Here is a 24954-nt window from a genome sequence, read left to right as displayed (position 1 = left end):
GGGGTAAATAATGGCTACTCAATCGCAGCTTGATGAAGCGCGGGCGGCTAAGCACGCGCTGCTGACGGGCCGAAAGGCGGTAAAGGTGCAGAAAGATGGGCGGTCTGTTGAATACACGGCGGTTAATCTTCCTGATCTTGAAAAGTATATTCAGTCTCTCGAAACGCAGCTGGGTGTCACTCAGTTGCGTCGTCCGATGGGGGTTTTTCTATGACAACATTCAGACCCATTGAGGGGCTTGACGGTCAGCCGTTGCGGCAGCAGATGAGTTCTTATCAAGGGGCTGGTGTCGGGCATGGTGGACAGTTAGCGCGGTGGTCGCCGGGGTTAAAAACAGCTGATGCAGCGCTGCTGCCTGATCTGAAAATGGGCAATGCTCGCGCTGAGGATGTAGTGCGCAATAACGCATTCGCATCTAACGGTGTTCAGCTGCACGTTGACAACATCGTCGGTGATAATTTTCGGCTGAGTTATAAGCCGTTGTGGGAATCGCTGGGTGTCAAAGAAGTTGAGGCGCTGGCGTTTATTCGTGATGTGGAGCAGATCTGGCAGGAAGTCGCAGAGGATCCGGTTGGTTGCTATCTGGATGCAGAACGCAAACGCACCTTTACGATGATCATGCGTGAAACGGTGAGTGTTCACACGCGGCTGGGTGAGGATTTTTGTTCAGCTGAGTGGATAGATCGTCCGGGGTCATTGATTCATACAGCGATTAAGCAGATATCACCGAAGCGTATTTCAAACCCTGGTAACGGGGCAGATAGTGACCTGGTGCGGGGTGGTGTTGAATCTGACCAATACGGCGCAGCGCTGGCTTACCATATCCGGCAGGGTAATAGCTCATACTACGGCATGGGCGATGGTATGGGGCATACCTGGAAGCGGGTGGCGCGTGATACCGGCTGGGGTCGGCCTAAAATCATTCATACGTTTGAGCCGACGGAAGATGGGCAGACGCGAGGCGCAAACCAGTTTTTATCAGTGCTGGAACAGCTACAAATTCTGCCAAAGCTTCACCACACGACACTGCAAAACGCGATTGTAAACGCAATGTATGCGGTATCGCTTGAGTCTGATCTTGGGCCTGATGCGGGAGCGGCGTTAATTGGTGGTGAAAACTCTACTGAAATGTTGCAAAAATACATGCTGGCTATTAATGAATTTCGCAACGGTGGCTTAAACATCGGTGATGGTGTGAAGGCGCTGCAGCTGATGCCGAATGAGCGGCTGAATCTGCATACCAGCGGTAATGCTGACAACGGATACACGCAGTTAGAAAGCGGCGTGCTGGGCTGGATTGCTGCCGGGCTTAATCTGTCGAAAGAGGGGTTGTCAAAAGACTTCACAAAGCTTTCATACAGTACGGCCCGGGCGTCAATGTTGGAGCAGTGGCGTTATTTTATGGGTCGGCGGAAGATTATACCGGCCCGCAAAGGCGCGGTTATCTTCAGCCTGGTGCTGGAGGATCTGCTGCACAGCAAGCAGCTCAAGTTGCCGAAAGGTGCTACTCGTGATTTCTATCAGGCCCGTGGGGCATGGTGCAATTGTGGGTTTATCGGCACTGGTCGTATGGCAATCGACGGGCTCAAAGATGTTAAGGAAGCTATTCTGCGCGTCGAGTATGGTTTTAGTACATACGAGAAAGAGCTGGCGCAGATGGGGCAGGATTATCAGGAAGTCTTTAAGCAGCAGGTAAGGGAGCAGAAAGAGCGTGAGGCGGCTGGCTTGCCGCGTCCGGCTTGGATGCAGGTGGATAACTTTGCCCAGGAAGATCAGAAAGCAGAAGACCAGGCTGCTGCGTAATCGCTGCTTTAAATAGAGTCAAAACAACCCGCTACGGCGGGTTTTTTTATGCCTGAATTTAGGGGGTATGTATGTTAAATCGAATGGGTTTGATTAACGCGTTGATGTCGATGGGTGTGCCTGCGCGGATGATTGATGGTGGTCAGTCTTTGCATGTGGGTCGTGGCAATCGCATTGCTAAAAAAACACCTACCCGCGCCCGCGAGTGTGCCCGCCGTCGTCGGCAGATGGCCAGCGGTATGCTAAATCCTGAATCCTGCGGGGTTGCTGTATGAATAATATGGCACACATTGCCAGCCGGGTGTTGAACACGCCGCTGCTACTGGAGCCAGGTTATGCCCGCACTTTCTTTAGTGCGCTGGCGCCTCGCTTGGGTATTTTTGAGTTGCAGGATAATGAGGGCGTTATTTTAACCGGTGAGAAAATGCGCCAGTCTGCGGCGGCCTGGTCGTCTGATCGGGGGCGTAACCGCCCGTATGAGGTGGTTGATGGTGTGGCGGTGTTGCCGATATCTGGGACGCTGGCGCATAAAACCGGCAACGTTAAGCCCTATAGTGGGATGACGGGTTATGACGGCATTATCTATCGGGCGCAAGATGCATTTTCAGACCCTGAGATAAAAGGCGTTCTGCTTGATTTAGACACGCCGGGCGGTGAGGTGTCTGGATGTTTTAACACATCCCGAAAACTGCGAGAGCTGGCGGACGCATCAGGTAAAAAACTATGGGCGCTCTGTTATGACATGAATTGCAGTGGAGGCATGGCATTGGCTAGTTCAGCTCACCGACGGTTGATTAATGAAACGGGCGTTGCGGGCTCGGTCGGTGTCGTGATGGCCCACGCGGATATGTCTAAAAAGCTTGCAGAGGATGGCTATAAAGTCACTCTCATCCACTCCGGTGCGCATAAGATTGATGGCAACCCCTATGAAGCGCTCGGGGCTGATGTTTTGGCGCGGTTTCAGAGCGAATCTGATGCGTTGCGCAATGAGTTTGCTGAGCTGGTGTCCGGACATATCGGCATGAGCACAGCTGAAGTATTAGCCACCGATGCCGCGACTTATCGCGGGCAAGCGGCGGTTGATGTGGGTTTCGCGGATGAGCTGGTTAACGGCATTGATGCGGTATCTGTTTTTTCTGAACATCTGTCCTCGCAGGGCAGAACAATCTCGATAGGAGCAAATATGTCTACACAAGACGTACAAACGCAGGCGCAAGTGCCTGCACAGGGCGGCCCTGCGGCGGGTGCTGATGCGCCAGCAGCGGCGGTGGTTGAGCCTGCAGCACAACCGGCGCAGCAATCGGCGGCTGAGGTCGATCAGCCAGATGCTGCTGCAACAATGCAGGCGCGCATCGCTGGCATCATGCAGTGTGATGAAGCAAAGGGCCGTGAAGCGACGGCTAATCACCTGGCGTTTAACACTAAATTGAGTGTTGAAGATGCCAAAGCGGCGCTGGCCACGGTGCCGGTGGTGGGTGCGACCGATCCGTCTGATATGAGTAATGCTCTGGCGTCAGCGATGGCGAATGAGCAGCAGCCAAATGTGGGTGCAGATCAGCAAGTGACTGAATCAGCAGGCGGTACATTGCTGGCCAGCTATGAGCGCGTAACCGGCGATAAATAAGCGCTGATTTCTGCGCATTTTTAAGTGCGTTTAATGAACATCAAACAGGTGATGAATAATGACTCTTGAAACTTATACCCCGGATACCCGGTTTGCGACCAGCGAGCCAGCTTATACCACTGAAATTACAATTGCGTCTGGTGAAGATCTGGCAGCGCTGACGCCGCTGGGCCAACTGACGGCAACCGGTGAGTTTGTTGAATGGGCGCCGGGTGCCGCTGATGGCTCTGAAGTGGCCACCCGTATGACGGTGGCAGCAGTAGATGCAACCGGTGGTGCAGTGGTCACGCAGGCTTACAAGTCCGGTTGTTTTAATACTGATCTGGTTGTCTGGGGTGCTGCCACTGCGCTGCAAAAGTCACTGGCCTTTGCTGGCACGCCGATCAGTGTGCAGACCGCTGGCTAAAAAATCCGCTTAACATAAATCGAATTTAAGCCCTGATTTTCAGGGCTTTTTTGTTTCTGGAGAAACGAACAATGGATACATTTGGTACAGCCGATCTGCTCGGCGTTGTAGAAAAAAAATCGAAGTTTCAGGCGTTGTTTCTGGCGCTGTTCTTCCCGCAAGTTTTTCTGTCTGAGTCTGAAGAGATTAAGCTGGATGCTCTGGATGAAAACATTGATATCGCTGTGACGGTATCGCCAGTGGTGGGCGGTAAAGTAATTGCAGATCAGGGCTATAAAACGCGGACGTTCAAAGCGGCATACGTTAAGCCAAAGCATGAAGTCGACCCGCAAAAGCTGATGAAGCGTCGGGCTGGTGAGCGGCTGAATGGTGCTTTGTCAATGGATCAGCGTCGGGAGGCGCAAATTGCTGACAATATGATCAAAGAAGATCTGGCGATTCAGCAGTATGAGGAAAAGCAGGCGGTAGATGCAATCATTAGTGGTGGCTATACCGTCGAGGGTGAGGGTTATCCCGCGCAGCAGGTCGATTTTGGTCAGGCTGCGGCTAACAATGTGACGCTGGGTGTGGGTGAGGTGTGGACGGGTAAAGCGGTCGATAGCTATGACCCAACCGACGACATGACAACCTGGGCGGGTGAGTCTGATGGTTTGATTAACGTCGCTGTGATGGACTCAAAAACCTGGGCGCTGTTTCATGGGTTTAAAGCGGTTAAGGAAAAGCTGGATACGCGTCGCGGCAGTACCTCTATGTTGGAGACGGCCCTTAAAAATCTTGGCGAGACGGTCAGCTTTAAAGGTTGGTTTGGTGATGTGCAAATCGTGGTAACGCAACATTACTACACTGAGGGCGGTGTTAAAAAACGCTATCTGCCGGATTACTGTCTGGTGATGGGTAACACTGAAAATCAGGGTGTGCGGGCCTACGGTGCTATTAAAGATGCACATGCTGTGCGTGAAGGCATGACTATGACTGATCGTTACCCGCGCAACTGGATAACAGATGGTGACCCAGCCCGTGAGTACACCATGATTCAGTCTTCACCTCTGATGGTGCCGATGAATATTAATGACTTTGTGGTCGTTACTGTCGGTTAATAATCTCGCTGATTAAACAAAAGGCGAAGTGCACCCGCGCTTCGCCTTTATTGTTTGTGTGGAATGCAACATAAAGCAGGGTAAAAAACATGTCTATGACAGTAGAAGAATTTAAAGCGCTGGACGCTGAGGCGCAGTTGGCGGCAATTGAAGCGTTGGCGGAAGAGCTTGGTATTGGGGTAGGTGATATACCTATCAATAAAGACAGTGATCTGGTCTTGCTGTATACAGATGGGCTTGAGTCGCTGGAGGCCAAGCAGGCTGCAGATGCAGATGCAAAAACAAAAGCACCCGCTGAAAAGCTGATGACTTTCACCAAAACCGTGCGCTTTGCTGACGGCAAAGACGGTAAGAAAAAGTTCTTTATGAAGAAGGGCGAAACACTGCCCGAATCTGAAGTGACTGCTGCCACCCGTAAGGCATTGAAAGCTGACGGCCATATCGAATAGCCGTTAACTAAATCGATAGCGAAAAGCCCCACCCGTTGGGGCTTTTATCTCTCGGTAAACGCTCTCTGTGAGGTGTTATATGAAATATCTGATGTTGGTCTGGATGTGGCTGGCGCTGCATTGGCAGTGGGTCGCGGGGGCGTTTGTGGGTGCTGTGGTGTGTCGGTTGTTGGTTGGCTGGCTGCAACTGCATAACGTCTGGTTTTTGGTGTGGTATGCCTGGCTGTGGTGGGTGTTGGCGGTGCTGCTGGTGCTGGCGCTGGTGATGCGCTTTGTGTTTGGTGGTATCAACGTGCAATAACGGCCAGTCGGTCTGATTAATGATGAGGTTTGTATGAAAATTCTGAAAGTGACGGGGGCCGGCAAACTGGCGGTGGGTGAATATACCCCGGATGACTTGAAAGCGGCGGGCATTACCCCGCGTGATTCCGCTGAGATGGTGTCCCGTGGCCGTGCTGAGTGGAGTTTCAGCAACCTGGCTGAAGATTCAAAAGCTGCGAAAAAGGCACCGGCTGAAGTCGTGCCGCGTGCGTCTGCTGTAAAAAAGACTCAGGCACCGGGTGATGAGTGATTTTGATGATGCGCTGAGCGCGGCTGATGCTGATATCGCGGATGTGTTGGGTGATGCTGCCACGCTGAATGATGGTGCAGCCGATTACCCGGTGCAGGCGATTCTGGATAAAGATGTGGTTCCGTTCGGTAGTTATGGCACCGCACCAGAAACGCACATCAGCATCCCAGCGCCGCCGGTGGCGCTGGCAAATGGCTATACCGTCACGTTTACCGGTTCCGGTGAGGTGTACACCCTGCGGGAAGAGCGCAGCAATGATGGATTTATGCCAACCTGGGCGGTCACTAAAAAAGCATAGCGGGGTGGTGTATGTCGTTGATGTCGTATGACCAGCAGATTGATCAGCTGAAACGCAAGTTAAGCGCGTATAAAACGATTGAAGTGCCTCGTGCAGCATCCAGTGCGCTGAATAAAACCATCAAAGCATCAGAAACGCGCACCGTTCGTGGGGTGGCTAAAGCGATAAATGTGCCGCAAAAGTATGTCCGCAAACGGATATACATTAAACGCTCTACGGCCAGAACGCTGCAATCTCGATTGCGGTCATATTATCGCGGCATTTCAGTGATTGATCTCAATGCAAAAGATACCGGCAAAGGTGGCTGGAGTCAGCGGAAAGGTAAAGGTGTTAAAACATCCGGAAAACGGCAGTACTCCAATGCGTTTATTGCTCGGGGGACTAACAACCAGTTGCATGTGTTTCAGCGTACCGGGACTGCGCGTTTGCCCGTCGATGTCGTGCGCATCGAGATACAGCAACATGTTGATGTCATCGCGCCAAAAGCGGCAGAACGTGAAATGCGCCAAGGGTTCGAGCGGCGTTTAATTCATGATCTCAAGTGGCGGTTGAGTAAATACGAGGTGTGAAGGGTTATGAAAAAAAGCAATGTTCGAATTGTGTCTAATGGCAAGGCGAAAGGGTCTCAGGTGTTGGTTGATGGTGTTCCGCTTGATGGCGTTCAGGCAATCGCCATTCATACCATTAAGCCGGGTGGCAATGTGGTTGTTGATCTTCGTTTGAACGGCGTTGAGCTTGATGTAGTGGCTGAGGCGCGTTTGCCGGAGATTGAATCATGAATGCAGGTCAGCGTAAAGCAATCCGTGACCATGTAAAAAACCTGATCGGTGTTGTGCCGGGGGCAGAGGTTTTTACTTTCAAAAAAGCGAAGCTCGAAAACGACACACCCGCGATTTGTGTCTATCTCGAAGAGGGCGATGCTGATTTGCCGGGTATGAATGGGGTGCTGGCTATTCGGGTAATGCATCCGGATGAAAATGATGTTGATGATAAGCTGGATGCGTTGGGTGACATAGTACAGCAAGCGATTGAATCAGCAGCGCAGCCTAACGAGGCTTATCAATATACTGTTGAGGTGGGTTTCGAATATGACCGCGACGGCACAGAAAGCTGGACCGGGCTTGATATTCGTTATCTCGTAAACTACTAAATTCAAATTTTAAAAAAACAAGCCTCGTATCTGCGGGGCTTTTTTGTGGCTTGTAAAATCAGGAGATCGGCAACATGGCTAACAAAAATATTTCTATTCCGGCGCAGGGTTTGGTGTTTGAGATTGAGAGTCTCACTACTCCGGATACCTGGTTGCCGATTGGTGGTATTAAAACTATTAATCGTGGGGAGGTGGCACCGGGGGTTAATGATGAGTCAGTGCTGACAAGTACTTACAAAGAGAAGTCTATCAGCTTGCCGGATGCGGGTCAGTTTTCCGGCACTCTGCAGTACAACCGGGCTGATGTGGGTCAGGCTGAAATGCACACGGCGAAGGCTACGGGCGTGGAGGCTAATTTCCGTCAGGTGCTTTCGAGTGGTGATGTTGAGGCTTTCTCTGGGTATGTGCTGAATATGCCGTTCACTGCAAATATTGGCCAATCTCTTGAGGGGCAGTTTAGCGTTGAAATCAATGGCGAGCCGGGTTGGAGCTAATTATGCCTTTATTCGATCCTAAAAAAACCAGGCTGGGTAAGCCGGTTAAAAAGTCGTTTATGGGTGCAGATGTGTATATTCTCACCGGTTTGAATGCGCTGCAGGGTATTCGTTTTCATGAAGAATTAGCGGCGTTGGACGACAAGGCGGAAGACTTTAAAGTGCGTTATGATGCAGCCGTGGTTAAGCATCGCGTTGTTAACGCGAAAGGTGAGCCGCTGTATTCAGACACGGTTGATGAGTTGGCAAAAAATCATGATTCAAAGCTGATTAGTCAGCTGTGCACAGTAGTTCTTAGTGCTATGGATGCCCCACATCAGGTGGGTGATGCGGTAAAAAACTGATCGCCAGCCCGGGGGTAGAATTTGCGTTCGGGCTGGCAAAAGAGTTGGGGCATCTTAATCCGTTTGAAATGTTAGAACAGATGCCTGAGATGGTATTCGATTACTGGTGTGCATATCAGCGGTTGCAAAACCCTGAATACCGTGAAGCCGCTTTATGGGATGCGATGGATGATAAAGATCGTCTTGAAGCGCAGGAGGCGGCAGTTTTAGATATTATTCGATCAGGCAAGGCGGTTGCTGAAAAGCGTGCTGGGGGTTAATCTCTTTTATTTTGTCATAAAATAAAAGGGAGTTTGAGGTGGTTGATGATGCGTTGGTTTTGCTTCGCGAGAAGTTGTTAGTTGCTAGTGATGCTGGTGAGATTATAACGATCGTTTATCACGGTGGTTCTAATCCAGGTGAGTCTAGAAAGGTTGCGCCTATTAAGGTGGCAATAACTGAGATGCGCGCTCGGTGTTATGAAACGGATGCTGTAAAAGTGTTTAAGTTGAATAAGATTGCTGTGCCAGATTGGGGTATTGAATCTGTTGTGCAGGTTGAGCGGCTTCCTCAGGTTGATGATGCATATGTGCAGCTAATCGTTGATAGAATATTGGCGAAAAAATATCATGTGGATTTATCTTCTGGTATATCGGTGCATGAGTTTTTTAAAAATGGTAAGCCTAGGAAGAGTGCTGTGGCTGTCTTGGCGGTGGATGACGAGGGTTACTATTCACGTCCTTTTTCTGTGCGGGGTCCTGGAGTGCTTGAAGAGAGGAGGTTTAAGGATATAAGAAAGGCTTTTCAGTTGTTTGAGGAGCAGGTTTCTTATTTGCCAGACCTGTCTGTCTGAAAATAGATTTTAACACCGTAGCTAATCATAACGTTTTGTGGTTTGACTAAACCAGCTCTGCGGGGCTATAGTTCGCTAACGAGGCGTCGAAACCTCTATACAGCGGATATCCAGCCCCGTCAGCGTTGGTTTTTTTGTGCCTGTTATTCCCGTAACGGGTGCTTAAGCGTTAGGCCGGGAGGGTGGTGAATATAATACCCTTGTGGAAATAAGCCCGCGGTTTCTGTATAGCCGTTTCGAACCTCCCGACACCCCTACCTTCGAAAAAACTATGCAGGAGGTCAATATGACCGCTCAATCAACAATTCAGACTATCAGTCTAAAGCCGCAAGATATAATTTCTGTTGCAAATGACCAGGTTCGCACTACATCGCTAAAAGTGGCGGAGGCGTTTGGTAAACAGCATAAGCATGTTCTTGATAGGCTTGGGCGGCTTGAATGTTCGCCTGAATTTGCATCAGCCAATTTTTCGGCTGATGTTCAAAGTATTGATATTGGTAATGGTGCTAAGCGTAATTCTAAGATTTATCAGATGACTAAAGACGGCTTTATGTTTTTGGTGATGGGTTTTACCGGTAAAAAAGCGGCGGCAGTGAAGGAGGCTTATATCAATGCCTTTAACTGGATGGCTGATCAGCTGAAAGAAAGAGAGGACCGGGTTGGCCAGCTGCCAAAAATCACTTATTGGGATAAGCCGGTGGTCACCTTTGAAATGGTTGATGAGGCGCATGGTCGTAAAATAGGCCATGCCAATCGGCGGTTTTATGATAACCGGGCCCGGTTTGTGCTGGGTGAGGATTATTTTAAAATCCATGCCGCCGATAAAGCCGCTTTTGAAGGCGTGGGTGTGCATGTGCCGGGGCGTGGTTTAATTGTGCTAACGCGGTCTGGTTATGACAAATTGGTGGCAAAGTTTGCAGAGCCTGGCGCAGACTTTACCCGGCAGCAGATGCGCGAGCGATATTTTGCGGTGCAAGGTGGAAATGTTGTAAGCCCTGCGCTAATGCAGGCGTATGAGTTGTGTGTAAAGTGGCTGACGATTCAAAAATATGCAGTCAGCAATGAACAGAAAATAATTGATTTATTCGCCTGGCGGTTAGATGTCGATGACTGGGGTGAACGGCTTGAAAAAGGCGGTTCGCCTGATGGGTTGCCGTTGCAGGACCAGCCAAAGCTGACGGAGGCGGTCGATCTGCTAATGCAGCGTGTTCAGCTGGAAGGCGCTGCACATGCGCATCATGATTATATGAAAGAAAGCCTGCGCTGTGCAGAACGAGAAATAGCCTGGGCAAAACGCTGGCAGCTGATTTAAAAAACAAATTGATAACAACCCGCTACGGCGGGTTTTTTATTGCCTGAATGGTGAAATGATGACAAGGCCGATAGCGTATTTAGACACCGTGATGCGGGTTGATAATAGTCAGTTGGGAGCGGGTTTAGATGACACCAACCGTCGGCTGAATATGCATCGACGTTCGGCGCGCAATGCTGAAGCAGCTAACGATTCTATGTTTTCTGGTTTTCGGTCAGGTACTGGGGTTGTTACTCAGTTTGATAATGCATTGGGTGGTATTGACGGGCGGTTAAGTGGTATTGCCTCTGAAATGCTGGGGGCGGCCAGTGCGGGCGGCGTGTTGGCCGCGGGCTTGGGTGCTATTGCTGCCATCGGTGGCGTGGCAGCAGCAGCGATTCATTCTGTAGCCATTGAAAATGCAGCGTTGGGGCGTGAGTTAGAGGCGCAGGCGATAGCGGCCAATATGACTATTGGGCAGATTCAGGAGTTAGGGTATGCCACTGAGTCGGTGGGTATTGATGCTGAAAAAGCGGCTGATATTTTCAAAGACTTTCAGGATAAGTTGGGTGATTTTCGTTCAACCGGCGGCGGTGCCTTCGCTGACTTTTTCGAGCAGGTGGGCGATAAAGTTGGTTTAACGGCTGATGCGTTGGCGCGGATGTCTGGCCCTGAAGCCTTAATCGCGGTTAAAAAGGCGATGGATCAGGCGAATATCAGCGCAGACCGTCAAATCTTCTACTTTGAAGCGTTGGCGGGTGATGCGGCTCGATTGTCTCCATTGCTTGAAAATAATGGTAAGCGGTTCCGTGAGATGGTGTCTGCTTACCGTGATATGGATGTTGCGCTGTCTGAATCTGAGTTGGAAAAGTTCAAAGAATATGATCAGGATATTAAAGATCTGTCTCTTGCATGGGATTCGTTAACCCGTGATGCGGTTGCGCCGTTTGTGGGTTATCTCGGTACTGCTGTTAAGTATATGGCTGATTTTCTTGGCACCTCTAAAACTGAGCGCCTGGGTGAGTTGAAGTCAGAGATTTCTGATATAGATTCTGAGATTTCAGGTCTGGCTAGCAATATTGAGAAGTATGGCGAGGCGGCTGCTACGTCTATGAACGCTATGAAACGGGGTGTATCAGGCCTGGCTGATGGTGGTGTCTTGGGTGCTGCGGGTGAGCTTTATGATACTAAAACAGCTTCGCAGTATTTGGAGCAACTGAAAGAGCAGAAGCGCTTAAAAGAGGAAGAAGCGGCGGCGCTTGAGAAGGCAGTTAAAACTTCAGGTGATTTAAGTGGTGGCTATGATAGTCAGACAAAAACCTTAAATACTATTGTCGATCTTGAGCAAAAACGGCTTGATTTGATTAAAGATCAAGTCAGGGCCGCTAAATCAAGCACTAAAGATAAGGATAGTTTGTATAGCAAGTTGTTTGGTGGTGATAAGAAAGAGAAGAAAAACTATCAGACAAATAGTGAGTTTGAATCGTCTGCAAAGGCGGCTAATCGTTTGATATTGGATGGCTTTGGTGAAGGTGCTGAAAAGTTTTTAGCGCAGGCTGAGGCGTCATATCGGGCCAGTAAGAAAGGGGGTGACACTTACGATGTGCAGGGCATGAAAGATGTGATTCTCATGCTGCGTGAGCGGGCTGGTCTTGGTTATAAAGATATCGATAACCCCAGTGCAGGCCGCAAGAAAGGTAAGGATGCTGAGGGCGAGTCTTATGCCATGGTTAAATTTACCGATTCTGATACTAAGTTTTTTGAAGCGACCGCGAAAAACACCGAGGAGATGAGTAAGAATATTGCTGATTTTGTGGGTGCAAAGCAGGGTGATTTGAAAGCCGCAAATGATCAAAACCTTCCGGCTAAAAAGTTCGTTTTAGAAATTAAAAAAGCGGGTACTGATAAGGGCTTTTCGATCACGGCTGAAACTAAAGAAGACTTTGATAGCCAGATGGCCAGTCTGTTAGAAGACGCCGCCAGCGGGCTTTAATCTTTAATTCGAAAGGATAATTATGCTTACGTTATATACCGATGCGGCATGCACCAGCGCTGTAGGTGCAAGTGTGTCTCTCTCTGCGTATGTTGATCACAGCGAGGGTAGTCAGGATTTACCGTTTTATCTCGCGGATAAGGAAGCGGACCCAGGCGACACCGGCACGATTGAGGTGGTTGATGAAACAAACCCAGGCGTTGATAACATTATTTTTTCGCTGGTCGATAATAACCCGGGTGGTGGTCAGGTTGTCACTGAGTTTAAGCTGGCCAGCACATTGCTAGGGCTTGATTCGGCGGTGGCGGGTGCATCGTTATCGCTGGGTAATCAGATTATTGCCGGGGTCAGTGGTGCGGTTGAGGTGTATGTGCGCTTTACAAACGCGCGTGAAACCATCGGGGTGAGTGCTGATATTGAACCCTGGGTTAGCGGTGTGATAGCGCGGGCAATTGCTTAACGGGGTGTAATATGAAACTGACAACGTTTAGCGTTGAGGTAGTTGATGTCCAGCCCGCCCGAAAACTGGCTGATTTTTCCGTTGAAGTGGTTGATGCACAACCAGCGCGGGCGCTGACAACGTTTTCAGTTGATATTCCATTTATTCAAAAAACCCCGGCGCGGGCGCTGACAATCTTTTCTGTTGACTGCAGGGCAAAAACACCAGCGCGAAAGCTGCTGAGTTTTAATATCTCGGTGTGGAATAAATCGACGCTGGCGCAGCGCTGGGAAGCGGTGGTTATGCTGAATGGCGTTGATATCACCAGCCGGGTTCTGGGTGATGTCAGTGTGAGCGGTCAGCGCGGCCAAAACCGCACCGCCAGTTTTGAGATTAAAAACGAGGTGGGTACGGTTAATCCGGATGCATTTATTAACCAGCCGGTCAGCATCGATTACATTCAGCCTGATGGCCGGGTAGATCGAATCTTCACCGGGTTTGTTGAAACGCCTACGTATCAGTTTGAATCCGGTCGCACGGCAATCGTGGCCAGCACGCTGAAAGACAAACGGCTTGATGCGATGACGCGCAATCAGCTTAATGCACTGATCGGCGGTCGCTGGAGCAAGCATATCTTCTATGAAGATAATGAGGGCGCAGATTATGCGGCAGACCTGCTAAAAACGGTGCCAGCGGATCTGTGCGTTGATGCAAACGGCGTGCTTCGCCTGGTGCCGTGGGCCGTTGGCGCGGCAGATTTTACGTTGACGGGTGGGGATATCTCGTGGCAGATCATGGGTGTCACCCTGCAAGATGCAAAAAGCCTGGTTAACTCTATTAGTGTGACCGTTGATTATCGTTACACCCGGCTGCGTCATCGTGAGTTAGATTATCAGTGGGCCAGCCCTGGGGCGGGCAACTGGGCCGATTATATGGCGAAGCCATTTACCCTGGCGCAAAAAGATCTGATCTTATCCGCGGTTGAGGGTACTGGCTGGACGCTGATCGGGTCGGTTCAGTATGAAGACGTGCCGACAGGCGGTTGGTATAACGTTAACGGCACACAAACCGGATGGGTTAATCCGGATGCGGGGCGGTATGCAGCAGCGGCGCAGTGGTCGCTGGCGAGTCGTTTTACACAAACGATCACTGAAAAATACACGCTCACATTTAAAGCGCCTCAGTCCGTCGAGGTGTGGGGTGATATCCCGTCTTCTGCGCGGTCTCACGGCGTGGTTGCTGAGTTCTCGGATGATGAATGGGATAGCATGGATGTTTACACCGGGCCGGATGCGGCGGCGGTGCAATCGCCAAACGGTGACTGGATTATCGATGCAACCGACACGGCAGAGGGCAATCGGGCGGAGTTTGAATTAGCGCTGCTGGCAATATTAGATCAATACCGGTGTGAGCTGCTAAACGCGCATCGTAAAAACTATGTTGATATCCTGCTGGCGAAAAAGCTCTGGGCAGAGATTGATATTATTCATGCAGTGGCAGTGGCTTCATCTGTGCTGAATTGCACGGCGGGTGTGCAAAGCGTTACGCACAGCTTTAGCCGCAAAAATGGCACCCGGTCCACCCGGTTGCGCCTGGTTCTGAGTCGGGCACCGGCGGTGGGTAGTTATAGTGATTCGCCGTTGGTAGTGCCAGCTAAGCCGAATACGACTGATCAGGCGGTGCCTAATGCGCCGGTTAAATTAGGGGTTCATCTCGGCAATAGCTATGCATCGCCAGTGTTTGATGAAACCTGGACCGGCTATATCACAAATTATAATTTTTATGACAAGGTGGCGACCCTGCAACAATACCCGACCGCGTTTGTGGTTGATACGCCCGCAATTGCAGACGTTGACAGAGACGAACGTGAAGCGGTGCGGGCGCAGAGTTTTGATGTGCTAATCCCTGATGACCCGCTGCAAATCATTAAACCCTGAAGGCGCTTTTTATGAGCAGATGTTATGAGCAGATGTTATGAGTGAGTGCTATGAGTAAAACAGCAGAATCAACCCGGCAGCGCCTGGTGCAGTCTATCCGGCGCATTGCTAAAACGGAATTTGAAGAAAACCAGAGGCTGGGCCCCGCAGCGCCAAAAGCGCGGATCGGCAAAACCCGTGGTGCGGCCTATCTTAACGCCAACGGAGAGATTGCTACTGGTGATGATGTGCCAGATGATGCGCCCATAGATTCTGCTGATAAAGCATCGGATGCAGCGCAAAATGATAGCGGCACGGTAAAAAAGAAAAACTACCAGTCGATATCGGATGCCGATAATGCGCAAGTCGGCGACACCTTTGATCAGTTTAAGGGTGTGGATTGCACCACCGGTGAAGCAGTGAAGATTGATCTGACACCGTTGGATGGTAATGAGTATGTGCCCCCGGATGGGTGGGCAGATGCGGATAGTCCGCCAGTACCGGATGATTATATAGAGGGAGAGTATTGGCGGACCGGGCTATGGTTTGGATCATATTACTACGGTGCAACTGCAGGTGAGGCCTGTAGTTTAATCGGCGGCACGTATGATGCGTCATCAGGGCAGTGTGCTGGAACTGAATACGGTTATCATTCGGTTGATCATTATCCGTGTGGGAGTTCTACGGCACCATATTGCACAATATCCCCAGTCCCCACCTCCTGGCCATCCGACAACACAACCGATCTGGTCCTGAAAAACGGGGCCTTTCAGGCCCATCCAATGGACCCGGATGCAGCCGAGGCGTTTAAAACCAGCCCGCCGGCAGAGGTTGAAATCTGCGACGGGCAGGGCAACCGCTACAGCGTCACGGCGTTGGAAGGCGGCGGGGCAATGGTGACAAAGCTGGACGGCAATGGCGACCCGGTCGCAGATGGTCGTTCGCTGGTCATCGATAAAGCTGGTGTAGTAAAACAGCGCATCATGAACAGCTGGCGGGATAGCTATCTGTAAGCAGATCTGATCTAAAGCACTAAAAATTATTTATTCATAAACCGGCCCTGACATCAGTCAGTGCCGGTTTTTTTATGGGGAATCATCACAATGGCTGTCACTGTTAAAAAATCCGTAGTCGCTAATTCATACACCCGGCTGCAAGCGGACGTTACAAAAGATTGTTGGTTTCAAGCCCCTGGAAAATCGGCGTTGCATGTCGTGCTGACCGACACCGGCGCAACGGCTCCGGTGGTTGATATTAATGATGTTGCCTACGTCAAACCTGTTGTCGTAACGCCGGGTGACGTCTGGTATCGCGCAGACACTGTCAATAATCCAGCCATGCAGGGTGAGATATGGGTGCGCGGTGATCAGGATAGTGATATCTCGTGGACGGAGTAAGCTATGAACGTTATGAATTTGCCAATGCAAACCCGCCCGGGTGGGCGGGTGATGAACATGCCGTTGGGTGGCTTTCGTAAACGCGCTCTGTCACGCTATTTCACAGCCGCTGAGGCTGCGTATAATCACTATTTCACCATCCCCGAGCTGACAGTTGACCGTGTAGTGATGGATGTGTATTCGCCAGCAGGTGACGCAGCAGGCCTGCCGGCTGGCGCACCTACGCCAACAGCCAGCAAATATGTAACGCTCGATTTTGCGTACTCTGGCACTATATCTGAGCTGCTGAAAAATGGCGCTGATTATTTCACCGGTATCCCCGCGAATATTTATCTGTATAACAGCGGATCGGTATTAGCGTATTACAAAGCTGACGAGGATTTCAGTCAGACTTCAGTTCTAATTGACCATAGCGGCAACGGTAACCATGGGGCAGCAGTCAACATTGTTTTATCTTATCTGAACACGTTTGCTGGGAATGGTTGGCTAGGCAGTAATGAGGCACTTATTTCTGAAACAGGCTTGCTTGGTGATGATGCGAGTCCAGAGTTGTCCAATCCAGTATTTGTTACTACAGCTGGGTATGCATATAGAATATCAGCGAGAATAGCAGAAATGACAGGTGCCAGTAGCGTCGGCTGGTCTACTCTTGGCGGCATACCGGGGGTATCACCGTTCAGAGAGTTTGGGCCTGCTGTTGGCGATGCTATCGGCGGAACCTTCATACCCACCGCATCAGGAGTTAACTGCTTTCTGTTCGGTAGAGCCGAAGCTATAACTAAATATAATTCTATTACAGCACAGAAATTCCTGGAGATAGTATAATGCCAATGACTCCACTATACCCGCCTGGATACAGTAGCCCTGCTTATGATCTGCTACTAGAGCATCACAAGAACCCAGCGCAGCACGACAAAAGTCTGAACACACTGTTCAGTGAAACCGTAGAAGATCTGTGCGCCCGCAAGCATCTGCCGATTGTTGAAGAGGCAAACAAAGTCTTTCTGCATGAAGTGTTTGTTGATGAAGCTGGCGATCAGCTGCAGGGCTATAAGCTGGTTTTGGCTTTGGCTAAATTTATGGCAACGCCTGGCCGCCCGGTTCTTTACGCAGAGCAAGGCGTGTTCAGTCAACTGTACCGAGATCCAGCATATCGACTCTATTGCGGCAAATACGACAATGACGAAGCGTTTCTGAGTGATATTGCGGATTTTACTGCGATGATTGCAGCTGAAATGCCATCCGCTTTGTCAGCGTGGGAATCAGCTATTGCTGACAAAACGCCCGATCAGGCTGCAGACGTGATGTTTAATCTCATAGTCGAGTACAGTGCGTGATGATCCGCCGGGCTAAAAATCTAGGGTATCCGGATTATAGGGTTGAAACAGGGCTATAAACGCCCTGCCTCGATCTCCCGTACCAGTGTTGACATATCTGCGCCGTAGTTGGTCAATGGGCCAGTTTCAGCAACGCCATAGAACGGCATCCTGCCCATAGCCCCCTCGGGTATCCGTTGCCGCTGATAGCGGGGCTTCTTGATCTTCTGAAAACCCTCAGTAAACAGTATCTTGGCTCGCAGCGCTTCAAAGCTGTAGCCACGGCCCACACGATTCACAACACGGATCAGGTTGTTCAGTGACTCGGTGTAGGCGTTGGTAATGGGGTGGTCGAAGTAAGCGAAAATGTCATCGTGCCAGTTGACCATCGCTTTGATCAGCGGATCGAAGTGAGTCATCATTTCCGGCGTAATCTGTCGCAGCCAGGAGTAATATGCCTCCTGTGCCTGGTGCCGGGTCTGACAGTCCCAAATCTCGAAAAAGGCTTCTTTCAGTTCGTAGGCTTGGCCGATCTCTGGATAGTTCAACGTCCAGCCAGAGAAGCGCATGTATTCCGCATCTGTCAGCTCGTGACGGCGTTTCAGCAAGACGAACCTATCACGCATCAACCCACGGCGCTGCTGCGCTGTTAGATCGCTTCTGATGGCCTTACGAGCACGTTCCAGAGATTCGTTCGCCATCCTGACAACGTGGAATTTGTCGATGATAACTGTGGCGTCAGGGATCATGGTTTCTACCGCTTGCCGGTACGGTCTCCACATATCCATTGCTACATAGCGTACCTGGTCGCGGTCAGTGCGTTTGCTCAGATAGCGCGTAACCGTCGTTTTGTTTCGGTTATCCAGCATATCAACGATGGTCTGCTGCTCGATGTTGGTAATCACGCAGCGCGGTTTGATGATGTGGATTTCATCAATTCCCAGCCACTGCGGCATCTCGAATTTGAGCGTTTTTTCCAGCCGCTCGCAGTAGTCGTTGAAAATGTTGCGGACGGTTTTTTCATCGACCCCAACATCCTCAGCAACGCCCGAGAACGTCCGCCGTAGGCTCTCGCGCTCGATGTACTGAATCAGGCGGTGGGTCATCTGCCGCTTGTCGTCTTTGTGCGGTACAGGCTCCAGAAACGTCTTCCGGCAGGACTGGCAGCGATAGCGACGGCGGTTAAGCATAATACCCGTTCGTTTGCCGTGGACTGGGGTGTCCATGACCACCTCATCACGTCGGCCAAAGCCAACGATTTCAGGATGATTGCAGTGGGGGCAGTGTGTGGGCGGCTTGGCAACCTCAGCTTGTACTTGATAATCGTGCTCAAGCTCTGCCACATTGACTACGTTGTAGTCAGGCCAATTCAAAATATTTGTCATAGTCAAAAAGAAAGGGGCCGAAGCCCCTTGCTGTTACTCCACTTCTACCGTGTCATCAATGCTAGCATCAGCGTACAACTCTTTAGCGAGCCAGCGGTGTCCAAAAAACTCTTTAACCTCTGCCAGCGTTTCGCAGACTTTTCCGCTGAAACGGTCGCGCTCACCTTGCCATCTTGTACGGCCAACTTGATGGCAGATGAATTTTCCGCCTTTGGTTTTGTAAAGTGCAAGCTCTGTCCAGCGACCTGTTTGACCGCTGTAGCTACTACCCATCGCCTGATTGTCCGAACTGGCCGCACTTGCTACCAGTTCACCAGTAAAGCGAACGCTGGGTGCGTTATCAATCTCAAGAGTAAATGTTTCCATGTCTGAGTCCTCGTCTACGTCAATGTCAGTTACTTGTTCAATCTCAAGCACGCTGTAATCAATGCTGCTGAAATCAGAATCCAGATAGTCGGCCAGCTCATGCGCATTCAGCTCGTCACCGCCTTCATCTACAACCACAACGCCTTCTACAGACCAAACGTCATCCTGTCCCTCGGTTCCTGTAGACAAAGAATCAGGGTCGCATTCGTCGTAGTTAAAGCCTTCGGTGTAAGTGATTTTGATGCCGTCGAGGGTAGAGGTTTTGGAAGCCCAGCCCCAAACATGAGGAATGTCGATCAGGTCAAGAGATTCGTTTTCTTCATCCCACTCTTCAACCTGACGATCAAGACGCTCTACAACTTCATGGTCTTGTTCACGCTGCCAGTCATTGCGAGCTACCAGAGTTTCAAATTCAGCAATAGAGATAGTTTTCATGGTTAAGTCCTTGTCATCTCAGAGTCGCCGCTGAGTTCGGCTGTGGATGTCTTCCACGTTTTTAATGATATGGTATCTAGCTCCCGCCGTCAACCCTAAAATCCGATTTATTTATAAAATTACATCTAGTGCAGATCAACCGCTAAATCCGGATACCCAAAATCTATACCGCCTGGCGTCACCGTATCGATACAAACACCCGGCTTTGATCGGCGTGAACTACGCAAACCGCTGGTGCGTGATCAGCGGTGGTGAGATCGTCGTTCAATCTGGCCACGCGTGGGACGGTTGCACGCCGAAATTCGATATCGCGGGCCTGGGTGTTGTGGGTGTGCCGGATGGGCGCTTATATCAGGGACTGCCGATCACATACTATCCATCTCTGGTACACGATGTGTTCTGTCAGTTCAAACATGAGATCCGCATCAGTAAAGCGGCGGTGGTTCAGATATTCAACGACATGCTGAAAGAGCGCCAGTTTGGTGCTCGGGTGCTATACGTGACGGCGGTAGACTGGCTGGGCCCGCAGCAGTTCGCCGGCGATAAAGCCGCCCCGGCATGAAATGGAATTCAGAAAGTGCCCGGTCGCCCGGTCGATGACCAACGTCAGATTAATTAAAATCTCAGCAAAGATGAATAGGAAAAAATCTTAATTAAAATCGTCAACCTCTACGTCGATGCTCTCATATTGAGCGTCGACGTAGCCCTTCTTTATCAGTCTATCGACTGCCCGCATCGCTTTCTCCTCGCTATAAAAATTATCAGGCAGATACTCAATCTCCCCGTTTTCGTTAGTGAAAAACACCTGGTACGTAACATAATTCATCCAAAAACCCTCTATATCTAAATATAAAAACCAAGTTTCAGTGCTACAAATTTGCTACATGGTTTATTTTTTATTTATAAATCAATAGCTTGTTTTAAAAAAATCCTTTCCATCATGGGCGCGACTGAAAAGCGTCTATCCGGCGTATTCCGCGGGGCTGCTGGGCTGTGGCTTGTTTTGGCTGGTGTTTTCAATGGTTTGTTTTTGGTTCAATTAGGTTGTTTTAGGGTGTTTTTGGGGATGCAGTGCTACATGAACCAGTGCTACAGAATCGCGTGTAGCACTGGTTCATGTAGCACTGAGTGCTGACTATTGACACCCCTACCGCTGCGGCCGAATCTGTTGCGTATCACGCCCTGATCTGTAATCAGCGGAAAGGCGCGATTATATATCAGGAAAGAAAAACATTCGATCAGCATAAAGATGCGAAGTTGTGGGCGAAACACCGGAGATAAAACCGTCCCGGTCTGAAATAGAGTTCAGAAAGTGATGGGGTGATTGGTAGACGCTTTTAGTAACTTAAAGATTTTTCTATGGCTATAGAAAAAGTCTGATTTAGTAGTGATAACGGCACTGGGCAATTAGAAGCGTGTCGTTGTCTACGGTATAAATCAGCCGATGCTCTTGGTTTATTCTGCGAGATACAAATCCGGATAGATCTCCTTTGAGTCTTTCCGGTTTGCCTATCCCTGTAAATGGAGTGCGCATTGACGCTTTTATTAGCTCATTTATTCGAGCTAAAATTTTCGGATCGTTTTTCTGCCAGTAAAGATAATCGTCCCAGGCTTCATTTGCCCAGCTCAATTTCCTCGCCATTTTCGATATCCTGTAGGTCGTGTACGACCACTCTACCAGCCTTTATATCTGCTACTGCGTTTAGTAAGCGCTCGGCGTTTCGAGGGCTTCTGAGTAGATATAATGTTTCGTTGATGCTGTCGTAATCCTCTTTAGATAGCATTACAACATCACCGCCGTTTTTTCGGGTGATAACAGTTGCTTCGTGAGAATCACAAGTCGCATCCATTACACTCTTTAGACTGGCGCGAGCATCGCTGTAGTTAACGATGTTCATGTCAAACCCCTTGTTTGCTCTAACCAGGATACTATTTTGCAGCCTGGGTATATTTCTTTAACTCGGTTTATGAGTTACGTGTTTTTGATCTATGTATTAATAGTTGTACAGGTAATTGTACATTTGGTTTTTGTGTTACGTCAAACTCTACCTGCTCATCCAGTATATCTCCCTCTATATATCTTCAGATTATTCAGACTTATTAGTTAGGCGTTTAGTGTTAAAGATACAAAAATGATTATTGATGTCTTATAAATCAATGGTTTATTTGCATAAAAATTTGTCTGATATTAGTCGGTCTTAGCGCCCTATGAACTATTTTCTGCACAACACTGAGCCATTCTTTCATATGGCGAAAGTAGAGTATTGCCATTCCGAAAGCCTGATAACGTCAGTTGTTCATCACACAAACCGGACCAGTTCGGATTTGCGACTGATCTTTAGTTTTTTGAACGCTCTTTTTTTGTAGGTGATGATGGTCGACTCCGATAATCCAAGCGCATTACCGGTCGATTTGGCTGTATGGCCCTGCAGAATCATATCGCAGATCTGCGCTTCACGTTCAGAGAGGCCTGATACCAACAGGGACTTAATTACACCGCGCTGTTTGCGTTCATCACGAAAATGTTTGAGCAACAACGATCCGATCAGTGACGATATCTGTTTCAGTGAGTCAAGCTGCCCGTCAGCAAAGCCATCCTCCTTCTTGCTGTAAAAGTTCACATAAAAAAGATGTTGGCTTTTTCGGTCCAGCACTATAAATGAGAATTTGGTATCGAAATGGGGGACATTAAAAAAGCGTCGGCGATAAACGGGAGGGAGTTGCCTTTTTTCCAGCAGGCGGTAGGGTGCGACGTCCGTTTGGCAGAGCACGGATGCCTTCAGTTCCTGCAACATAGGGTCATCCAGATAGGCACCATCCAGGTAGAGCGAGGCCAGTTCGAGTCCCAGGTCAGGATGCTCGACATTATGCGCCAGGCGGCAGGTGGCGTACTCGCCATTGGGTGAGAACTCGAACACCATATACTGATCGATCTGGGCGAGGGCTTTCATCATCTGAAAGAAGCGGGGATAAAACTTACCGCTGCCGAGCCGGTCAATACAGCCGGCAACCTGCTCAGCTATATCTGGCCAAATATCTCGTGAGCTGTGCATATTGACCTCTGATAGCAGAAATAAAGCCAAGTATAGTGCTACAGCTGCATTAACTCACGCAGCAGGAGTTGATCAACCTTCTGAGTACAATGTCTCTTCGTGAGCGGGGTAGCGCCTCCTGAATAATTACCTGAGAGGCGCTTTAAACCTGTGCTTATGAAAGCATAAAACCATCAAAGAAAGCACTCAGTTGATCATATCCATTGAGGGGGAGGATAGTGGCAATATGCTGATCGGGTCGCACCACCACCATACAACCGCTGGTGCGATCGATACCCCGCTGCTCAAAAATATCGCTACCCTGATCAGCACGGAATATCTTTTCGTAATCTCTCAAGCCGTACTTACCTTTGGCAGGCCAGAGGAATTCAGGCATCGCTTCGATTGACAGATCTTGCTGCTGGAATACTGCATAGAGATCAATCACCGAGTCGATATCTGCACCGGCAGGCGTATATTTCTGCACCGGTGAGGTTTCAGCGTTTGCCAGGAAGTCGACCAGTCTGGCTGAGTCGGAGGTTGCCTCCAGAGGGGATTGCTGACTACCAAAGATAAAGAGACGCCAGCGGCCATCGGCTTTATTCAGGTGGCCCAGGTGCACGGGGCAGCCATCCGCCAGGCGAACCGCTTTGGCCGAATGGAAGCGTTCACCGATATGAAAGCCGGTTGCCAGGTGCTGGTTTTCGTGACCGGTACAGAGATAGGATTCATCGTAGCCAATGGATGTACCGGCAATAAAGCCATTCTGGCGGGCAACGAATTGCTCGATATCTGCCGTGCTCTTTTTGACCGGCTGTGAATTTTTGTCTGCCGTTGGGCGAGTGGCGACCAGGGCTGACATTTCACGGTCAGCATTGATCAGCATAAAGGCGACTTTCCGTCGTTCTGCTTCGTAGGTTTGCAGCAACCGGGGATCAGATCTGCCCTGCAACACAGCGGCCAGTTTCCAGCCCAGGTTAAAGGTGTCAGGCAACGAAGTATTTAACCCCCAACCCCCTTTGGGGCTGTGTGTATGGCAGGCATCACCGGCCACAAACGCGCGCGGAATCAGGCCTTGCGGATTACCCGCCGGGGTGTCGTCAAAGCTCTCAGCAACACGCTGACCCACTTCGTAGATTGACCACCAGGCGACCTCTTTAACATCCAGTTGATAAGGATTCAGGATTAGTCTCGCCTTGGCAATAATATCGTCGACAGTCAGATTAAGCTCGGACGCTCTATGCCCCCTGGCCAGCAGATCGAGCTCGACATAGAGGCGGACCAGGTAGCCACCCTCGCGGGGGACGATCATTACCGCGCCGTTGTCTTTCGACTGGATAAAACTCTTCACCCGGATGTCCGGGAAGTCGGTGACCAGCAGAACATCCATCACCCCCCAGACTTTGTTAGCCGAGTCTCCCTGTAGCTCAATTCCCAGGTTTTTACGCACCGCGCTACGTGCACCATCACAACCGACTACATAGCGCGCTTTAACGGTCTCGACGTGGGACGATTGCGTTGCATCGTTGCGTTCAAAGGTGGCCGTGATGGGGTGCGCACTCAAATTCTGAGTGAGAGTTTTATCAACCTCCAGCTCAAGCAGCCGCCGGTTATAATGTGGAATCAGGTGCGTGACTGAGTTTTCCATGCCTTCGAGTAAGATATCGTGTAGCCGTGCCTGATTGACTACCCCATGGGTAAATTCGGAGAGACCCAGTCGTGCATCCCGCACTTTGTGGGTTCGCTTAATGTTCTCTGGGTGTTGGGCATCCGGCTCCCAGAATGCATTCTGGTGCAGCTGGTAGGTCTCTTTCACCAGCAGCTCGCTACTGTTAAACCCTTCCATAATCTCCATCGTGCGACAGGATATGCCATCCGCCTGACCAAATAACAGTGGCCCGGATTTCTGTTCAACAATACAGGTTTTAATATCGGCAAACTCCGACAGCTGTCTTGCCAGTGCTAGCCCTGCAGGGCCACAGCCGACAATTAAAACGTCCACCTCGGTTGGCAGGTCCACCATCGGTGGTGGACTAGCGGGTTCCCGGGCTGAGTCTGGAATCTGATAGTTACCGGGTTTAAAACCGTTGAGATGATACTGCATCACATAATCCTCTTAGCCTGACGTAGTCGCTGGCGGGTATTGTTTTTGTAGGTCGATTGTTGGTATTCATCTTTGATCGATGATGTAGAGTTTACGTCGATAAGTTAGTGGAGCCTGTCACCTGAAAATGGGGACAATTGAGAGATAGCTATAAACAGGGTGATCGGAAGCGGTAAGCCGGCTAAGGTATTCAACTGAGGGTATTCAACCGG

At 50.0% G+C, this 24954-nt stretch carries 33 protein-coding genes; 26 read left to right on the top strand and 7 right to left on the bottom strand.

What is annotated here, in order from left to right:
* Positions 1-10 precede the first annotated feature (10 nt).
* From gpW to OCU43_RS14960, 25 genes are all read left to right on the top strand, one after another.
* Positions 11-214, top strand: coding sequence for a gpW family head-tail joining protein (gpW, locus tag OCU43_RS15080; protein WP_091356493.1), 204 nt, complete (start codon positions 11-13; stop codon positions 212-214).
* Positions 211-1803 carry a phage portal protein gene (locus tag OCU43_RS15075; RefSeq protein WP_091356495.1) on the top strand — a complete coding sequence of 531 codons (1593 nt, stop codon included), beginning with the start codon at positions 211-213 and terminating at the stop codon, positions 1801-1803. Before gpW ends, OCU43_RS15075 begins: the two co-directional genes overlap by 4 nt.
* A 71-nt stretch (positions 1804-1874) precedes the next feature.
* Positions 1875-2078 (top strand): hypothetical protein, encoded by a 204-nt coding sequence (locus OCU43_RS15070; RefSeq protein WP_139203158.1) that lies wholly within the window; start codon positions 1875-1877, stop codon positions 2076-2078.
* On the top strand, positions 2075-3427 hold the full coding sequence (locus OCU43_RS15065; protein WP_091356501.1) for a S49 family peptidase: 1353 nt from the start codon (positions 2075-2077) through the stop codon (positions 3425-3427). Before OCU43_RS15070 ends, OCU43_RS15065 begins: the two co-directional genes overlap by 4 nt.
* Positions 3428-3485: 58 nt before the next feature.
* Positions 3486-3833 carry a head decoration protein gene (locus OCU43_RS15060; protein ID WP_091356506.1) on the top strand — a complete coding sequence of 116 codons (348 nt, stop codon included), beginning with the start codon at positions 3486-3488 and terminating at the stop codon, positions 3831-3833.
* Positions 3834-3904: 71 nt separating this feature from the next.
* Positions 3905-4930 (top strand): major capsid protein, encoded by a 1026-nt coding sequence (locus tag OCU43_RS15055; protein WP_091356509.1) that lies wholly within the window; start codon positions 3905-3907, stop codon positions 4928-4930.
* 89 nt (positions 4931-5019) lie between these two features.
* A complete protein-coding gene (locus OCU43_RS15050; RefSeq protein WP_091356512.1) occupies positions 5020-5379 on the top strand; it encodes a hypothetical protein in 360 nt (119 codons plus the stop codon).
* A gap of 79 nt (positions 5380-5458) precedes the next feature.
* A complete protein-coding gene (locus tag OCU43_RS15045) occupies positions 5459-5680 on the top strand; it encodes a hypothetical protein (RefSeq protein WP_091356515.1) in 222 nt (73 codons plus the stop codon).
* 33 nt (positions 5681-5713) lie between these two features.
* Positions 5714-5950: a hypothetical protein gene (locus OCU43_RS15040; protein ID WP_091356518.1), complete on the top strand. Its 237-nt coding sequence runs from the start codon at positions 5714-5716 to the stop codon at positions 5948-5950.
* Complete coding sequence (locus tag OCU43_RS15035) at positions 5943-6248, top strand: hypothetical protein (protein WP_091356522.1); 306 nt, start codon at positions 5943-5945, stop codon at positions 6246-6248. Before OCU43_RS15040 ends, OCU43_RS15035 begins: the two co-directional genes overlap by 8 nt.
* A gap of 11 nt (positions 6249-6259) precedes the next feature.
* The gene (locus OCU43_RS15030) at positions 6260-6817 is read left to right on the top strand and encodes a phage tail protein (RefSeq protein ID WP_091356524.1); all 558 of its coding nucleotides are present in this window, start codon (positions 6260-6262) and stop codon (positions 6815-6817) included.
* Positions 6818-6823: 6 nt separating this feature from the next.
* Positions 6824-7027 carry a hypothetical protein gene (locus OCU43_RS15025; protein WP_091356526.1) on the top strand — a complete coding sequence of 68 codons (204 nt, stop codon included), beginning with the start codon at positions 6824-6826 and terminating at the stop codon, positions 7025-7027.
* Complete coding sequence (gene gpU / locus OCU43_RS15020; RefSeq protein ID WP_091356529.1) at positions 7024-7398, top strand: phage tail terminator protein; 375 nt, start codon at positions 7024-7026, stop codon at positions 7396-7398. Before OCU43_RS15025 ends, gpU begins: the two co-directional genes overlap by 4 nt.
* 74 nt (positions 7399-7472) lie before the next feature.
* Positions 7473-7892, top strand: coding sequence for a phage tail protein (locus tag OCU43_RS15015; RefSeq protein ID WP_091356530.1), 420 nt, complete (start codon positions 7473-7475; stop codon positions 7890-7892).
* A complete protein-coding gene (locus OCU43_RS15010) occupies positions 7883-8236 on the top strand; it encodes a hypothetical protein (protein WP_175483479.1) in 354 nt (117 codons plus the stop codon). The genes OCU43_RS15015 and OCU43_RS15010 overlap by 10 nt, the downstream gene beginning before the upstream one ends.
* Before the next feature lie 80 nt (positions 8237-8316).
* Positions 8317-8496 (top strand): hypothetical protein, encoded by a 180-nt coding sequence (locus OCU43_RS15005; protein ID WP_139203159.1) that lies wholly within the window; start codon positions 8317-8319, stop codon positions 8494-8496.
* 38 nt (positions 8497-8534) lie between these two features.
* Positions 8535-9068 (top strand): WYL domain-containing protein, encoded by a 534-nt coding sequence (locus tag OCU43_RS15000; protein WP_091356537.1) that lies wholly within the window; start codon positions 8535-8537, stop codon positions 9066-9068.
* A gap of 286 nt (positions 9069-9354) precedes the next feature.
* Positions 9355-10380, top strand: coding sequence for a Rha family transcriptional regulator (locus OCU43_RS14995; protein WP_091356541.1), 1026 nt, complete (start codon positions 9355-9357; stop codon positions 10378-10380).
* Between the two features lie 490 nt (positions 10381-10870).
* Entirely contained in the window at positions 10871-12352 is a 1482-nt protein-coding gene (locus tag OCU43_RS14990; protein ID WP_139203160.1) for a hypothetical protein, read from the top strand.
* Between the two features lie 22 nt (positions 12353-12374).
* Positions 12375-12812 (top strand): hypothetical protein, encoded by a 438-nt coding sequence (locus OCU43_RS14985; protein WP_091356547.1) that lies wholly within the window; start codon positions 12375-12377, stop codon positions 12810-12812.
* A gap of 11 nt (positions 12813-12823) precedes the next feature.
* Positions 12824-14728 carry a hypothetical protein gene (locus tag OCU43_RS14980; RefSeq protein WP_091356551.1) on the top strand — a complete coding sequence of 635 codons (1905 nt, stop codon included), beginning with the start codon at positions 12824-12826 and terminating at the stop codon, positions 14726-14728.
* A gap of 50 nt (positions 14729-14778) precedes the next feature.
* On the top strand, positions 14779-15720 hold the full coding sequence (locus OCU43_RS14975; RefSeq protein ID WP_091356553.1) for a hypothetical protein: 942 nt from the start codon (positions 14779-14781) through the stop codon (positions 15718-15720).
* A gap of 90 nt (positions 15721-15810) precedes the next feature.
* Positions 15811-16104 carry a hypothetical protein gene (locus OCU43_RS14970; protein WP_091356556.1) on the top strand — a complete coding sequence of 98 codons (294 nt, stop codon included), beginning with the start codon at positions 15811-15813 and terminating at the stop codon, positions 16102-16104.
* A gap of 3 nt (positions 16105-16107) precedes the next feature.
* A complete protein-coding gene (locus OCU43_RS14965) occupies positions 16108-16929 on the top strand; it encodes a hypothetical protein (protein WP_091356558.1) in 822 nt (273 codons plus the stop codon).
* Positions 16929-17441, top strand: coding sequence for a hypothetical protein (locus OCU43_RS14960; RefSeq protein ID WP_091356561.1), 513 nt, complete (start codon positions 16929-16931; stop codon positions 17439-17441). The genes OCU43_RS14965 and OCU43_RS14960 overlap by 1 nt, the downstream gene beginning before the upstream one ends.
* Before the next feature lie 53 nt (positions 17442-17494).
* Here the strand turns inward: OCU43_RS14960 and OCU43_RS14955 are convergent, their stop codons facing one another.
* Together OCU43_RS14955 and OCU43_RS14950 are read right to left on the bottom strand one after the other, a co-directional pair.
* Complete coding sequence (locus tag OCU43_RS14955) at positions 17495-18763, bottom strand: ISL3 family transposase (protein WP_217647410.1); 1269 nt, start codon at positions 18761-18763, stop codon at positions 17495-17497.
* Between the two features lie 75 nt (positions 18764-18838).
* Positions 18839-19606, bottom strand: a complete 768-nt coding sequence (locus tag OCU43_RS14950; protein ID WP_091356565.1) for a hypothetical protein — start codon at positions 19604-19606, stop codon at positions 18839-18841.
* 214 nt (positions 19607-19820) lie between these two features.
* Here OCU43_RS14950 and OCU43_RS14945 point away from each other — a divergent pair, with 214 nt between their 5' ends.
* Positions 19821-20168 (top strand): hypothetical protein, encoded by a 348-nt coding sequence (locus tag OCU43_RS14945; RefSeq protein WP_139203161.1) that lies wholly within the window; start codon positions 19821-19823, stop codon positions 20166-20168.
* Between the two features lie 87 nt (positions 20169-20255).
* Here OCU43_RS14945 and OCU43_RS14940 read toward each other — a convergent pair whose 3' ends face one another.
* The 5 genes from OCU43_RS14940 to OCU43_RS14920 form a co-directional block, all read right to left on the bottom strand.
* Complete coding sequence (locus OCU43_RS14940) at positions 20256-20432, bottom strand: alpha-galactosidase (RefSeq protein WP_139203162.1); 177 nt, start codon at positions 20430-20432, stop codon at positions 20256-20258.
* Between the two features lie 555 nt (positions 20433-20987).
* Positions 20988-21248, bottom strand: coding sequence for a Txe/YoeB family addiction module toxin (locus OCU43_RS14935; RefSeq protein WP_091356572.1), 261 nt, complete (start codon positions 21246-21248; stop codon positions 20988-20990).
* Positions 21220-21504, bottom strand: coding sequence for a type II toxin-antitoxin system Phd/YefM family antitoxin (locus OCU43_RS14930; RefSeq protein WP_091356575.1), 285 nt, complete (start codon positions 21502-21504; stop codon positions 21220-21222). The genes OCU43_RS14935 and OCU43_RS14930 overlap by 29 nt, the downstream gene beginning before the upstream one ends.
* Before the next feature lie 402 nt (positions 21505-21906).
* The gene (locus tag OCU43_RS14925; protein WP_091356579.1) at positions 21907-22659 is read right to left on the bottom strand and encodes a helix-turn-helix domain-containing protein; all 753 of its coding nucleotides are present in this window, start codon (positions 22657-22659) and stop codon (positions 21907-21909) included.
* Positions 22660-22813: 154 nt separating this feature from the next.
* Complete coding sequence (locus OCU43_RS14920) at positions 22814-24742, bottom strand: FAD-dependent monooxygenase (RefSeq protein ID WP_091356581.1); 1929 nt, start codon at positions 24740-24742, stop codon at positions 22814-22816.
* Positions 24743-24954 lie beyond the last annotated feature (212 nt).

The organism is Amphritea atlantica, from assembly GCF_024347255.1.
In the GTDB taxonomy this organism is placed as follows: Bacteria; Pseudomonadota; Gammaproteobacteria; order Pseudomonadales; family Balneatricaceae; genus Amphritea; species Amphritea atlantica.
The sequence above is the reverse complement of the archived record's forward strand: the minus strand, read 5'-3'. Positions and strand labels throughout refer to the sequence as shown.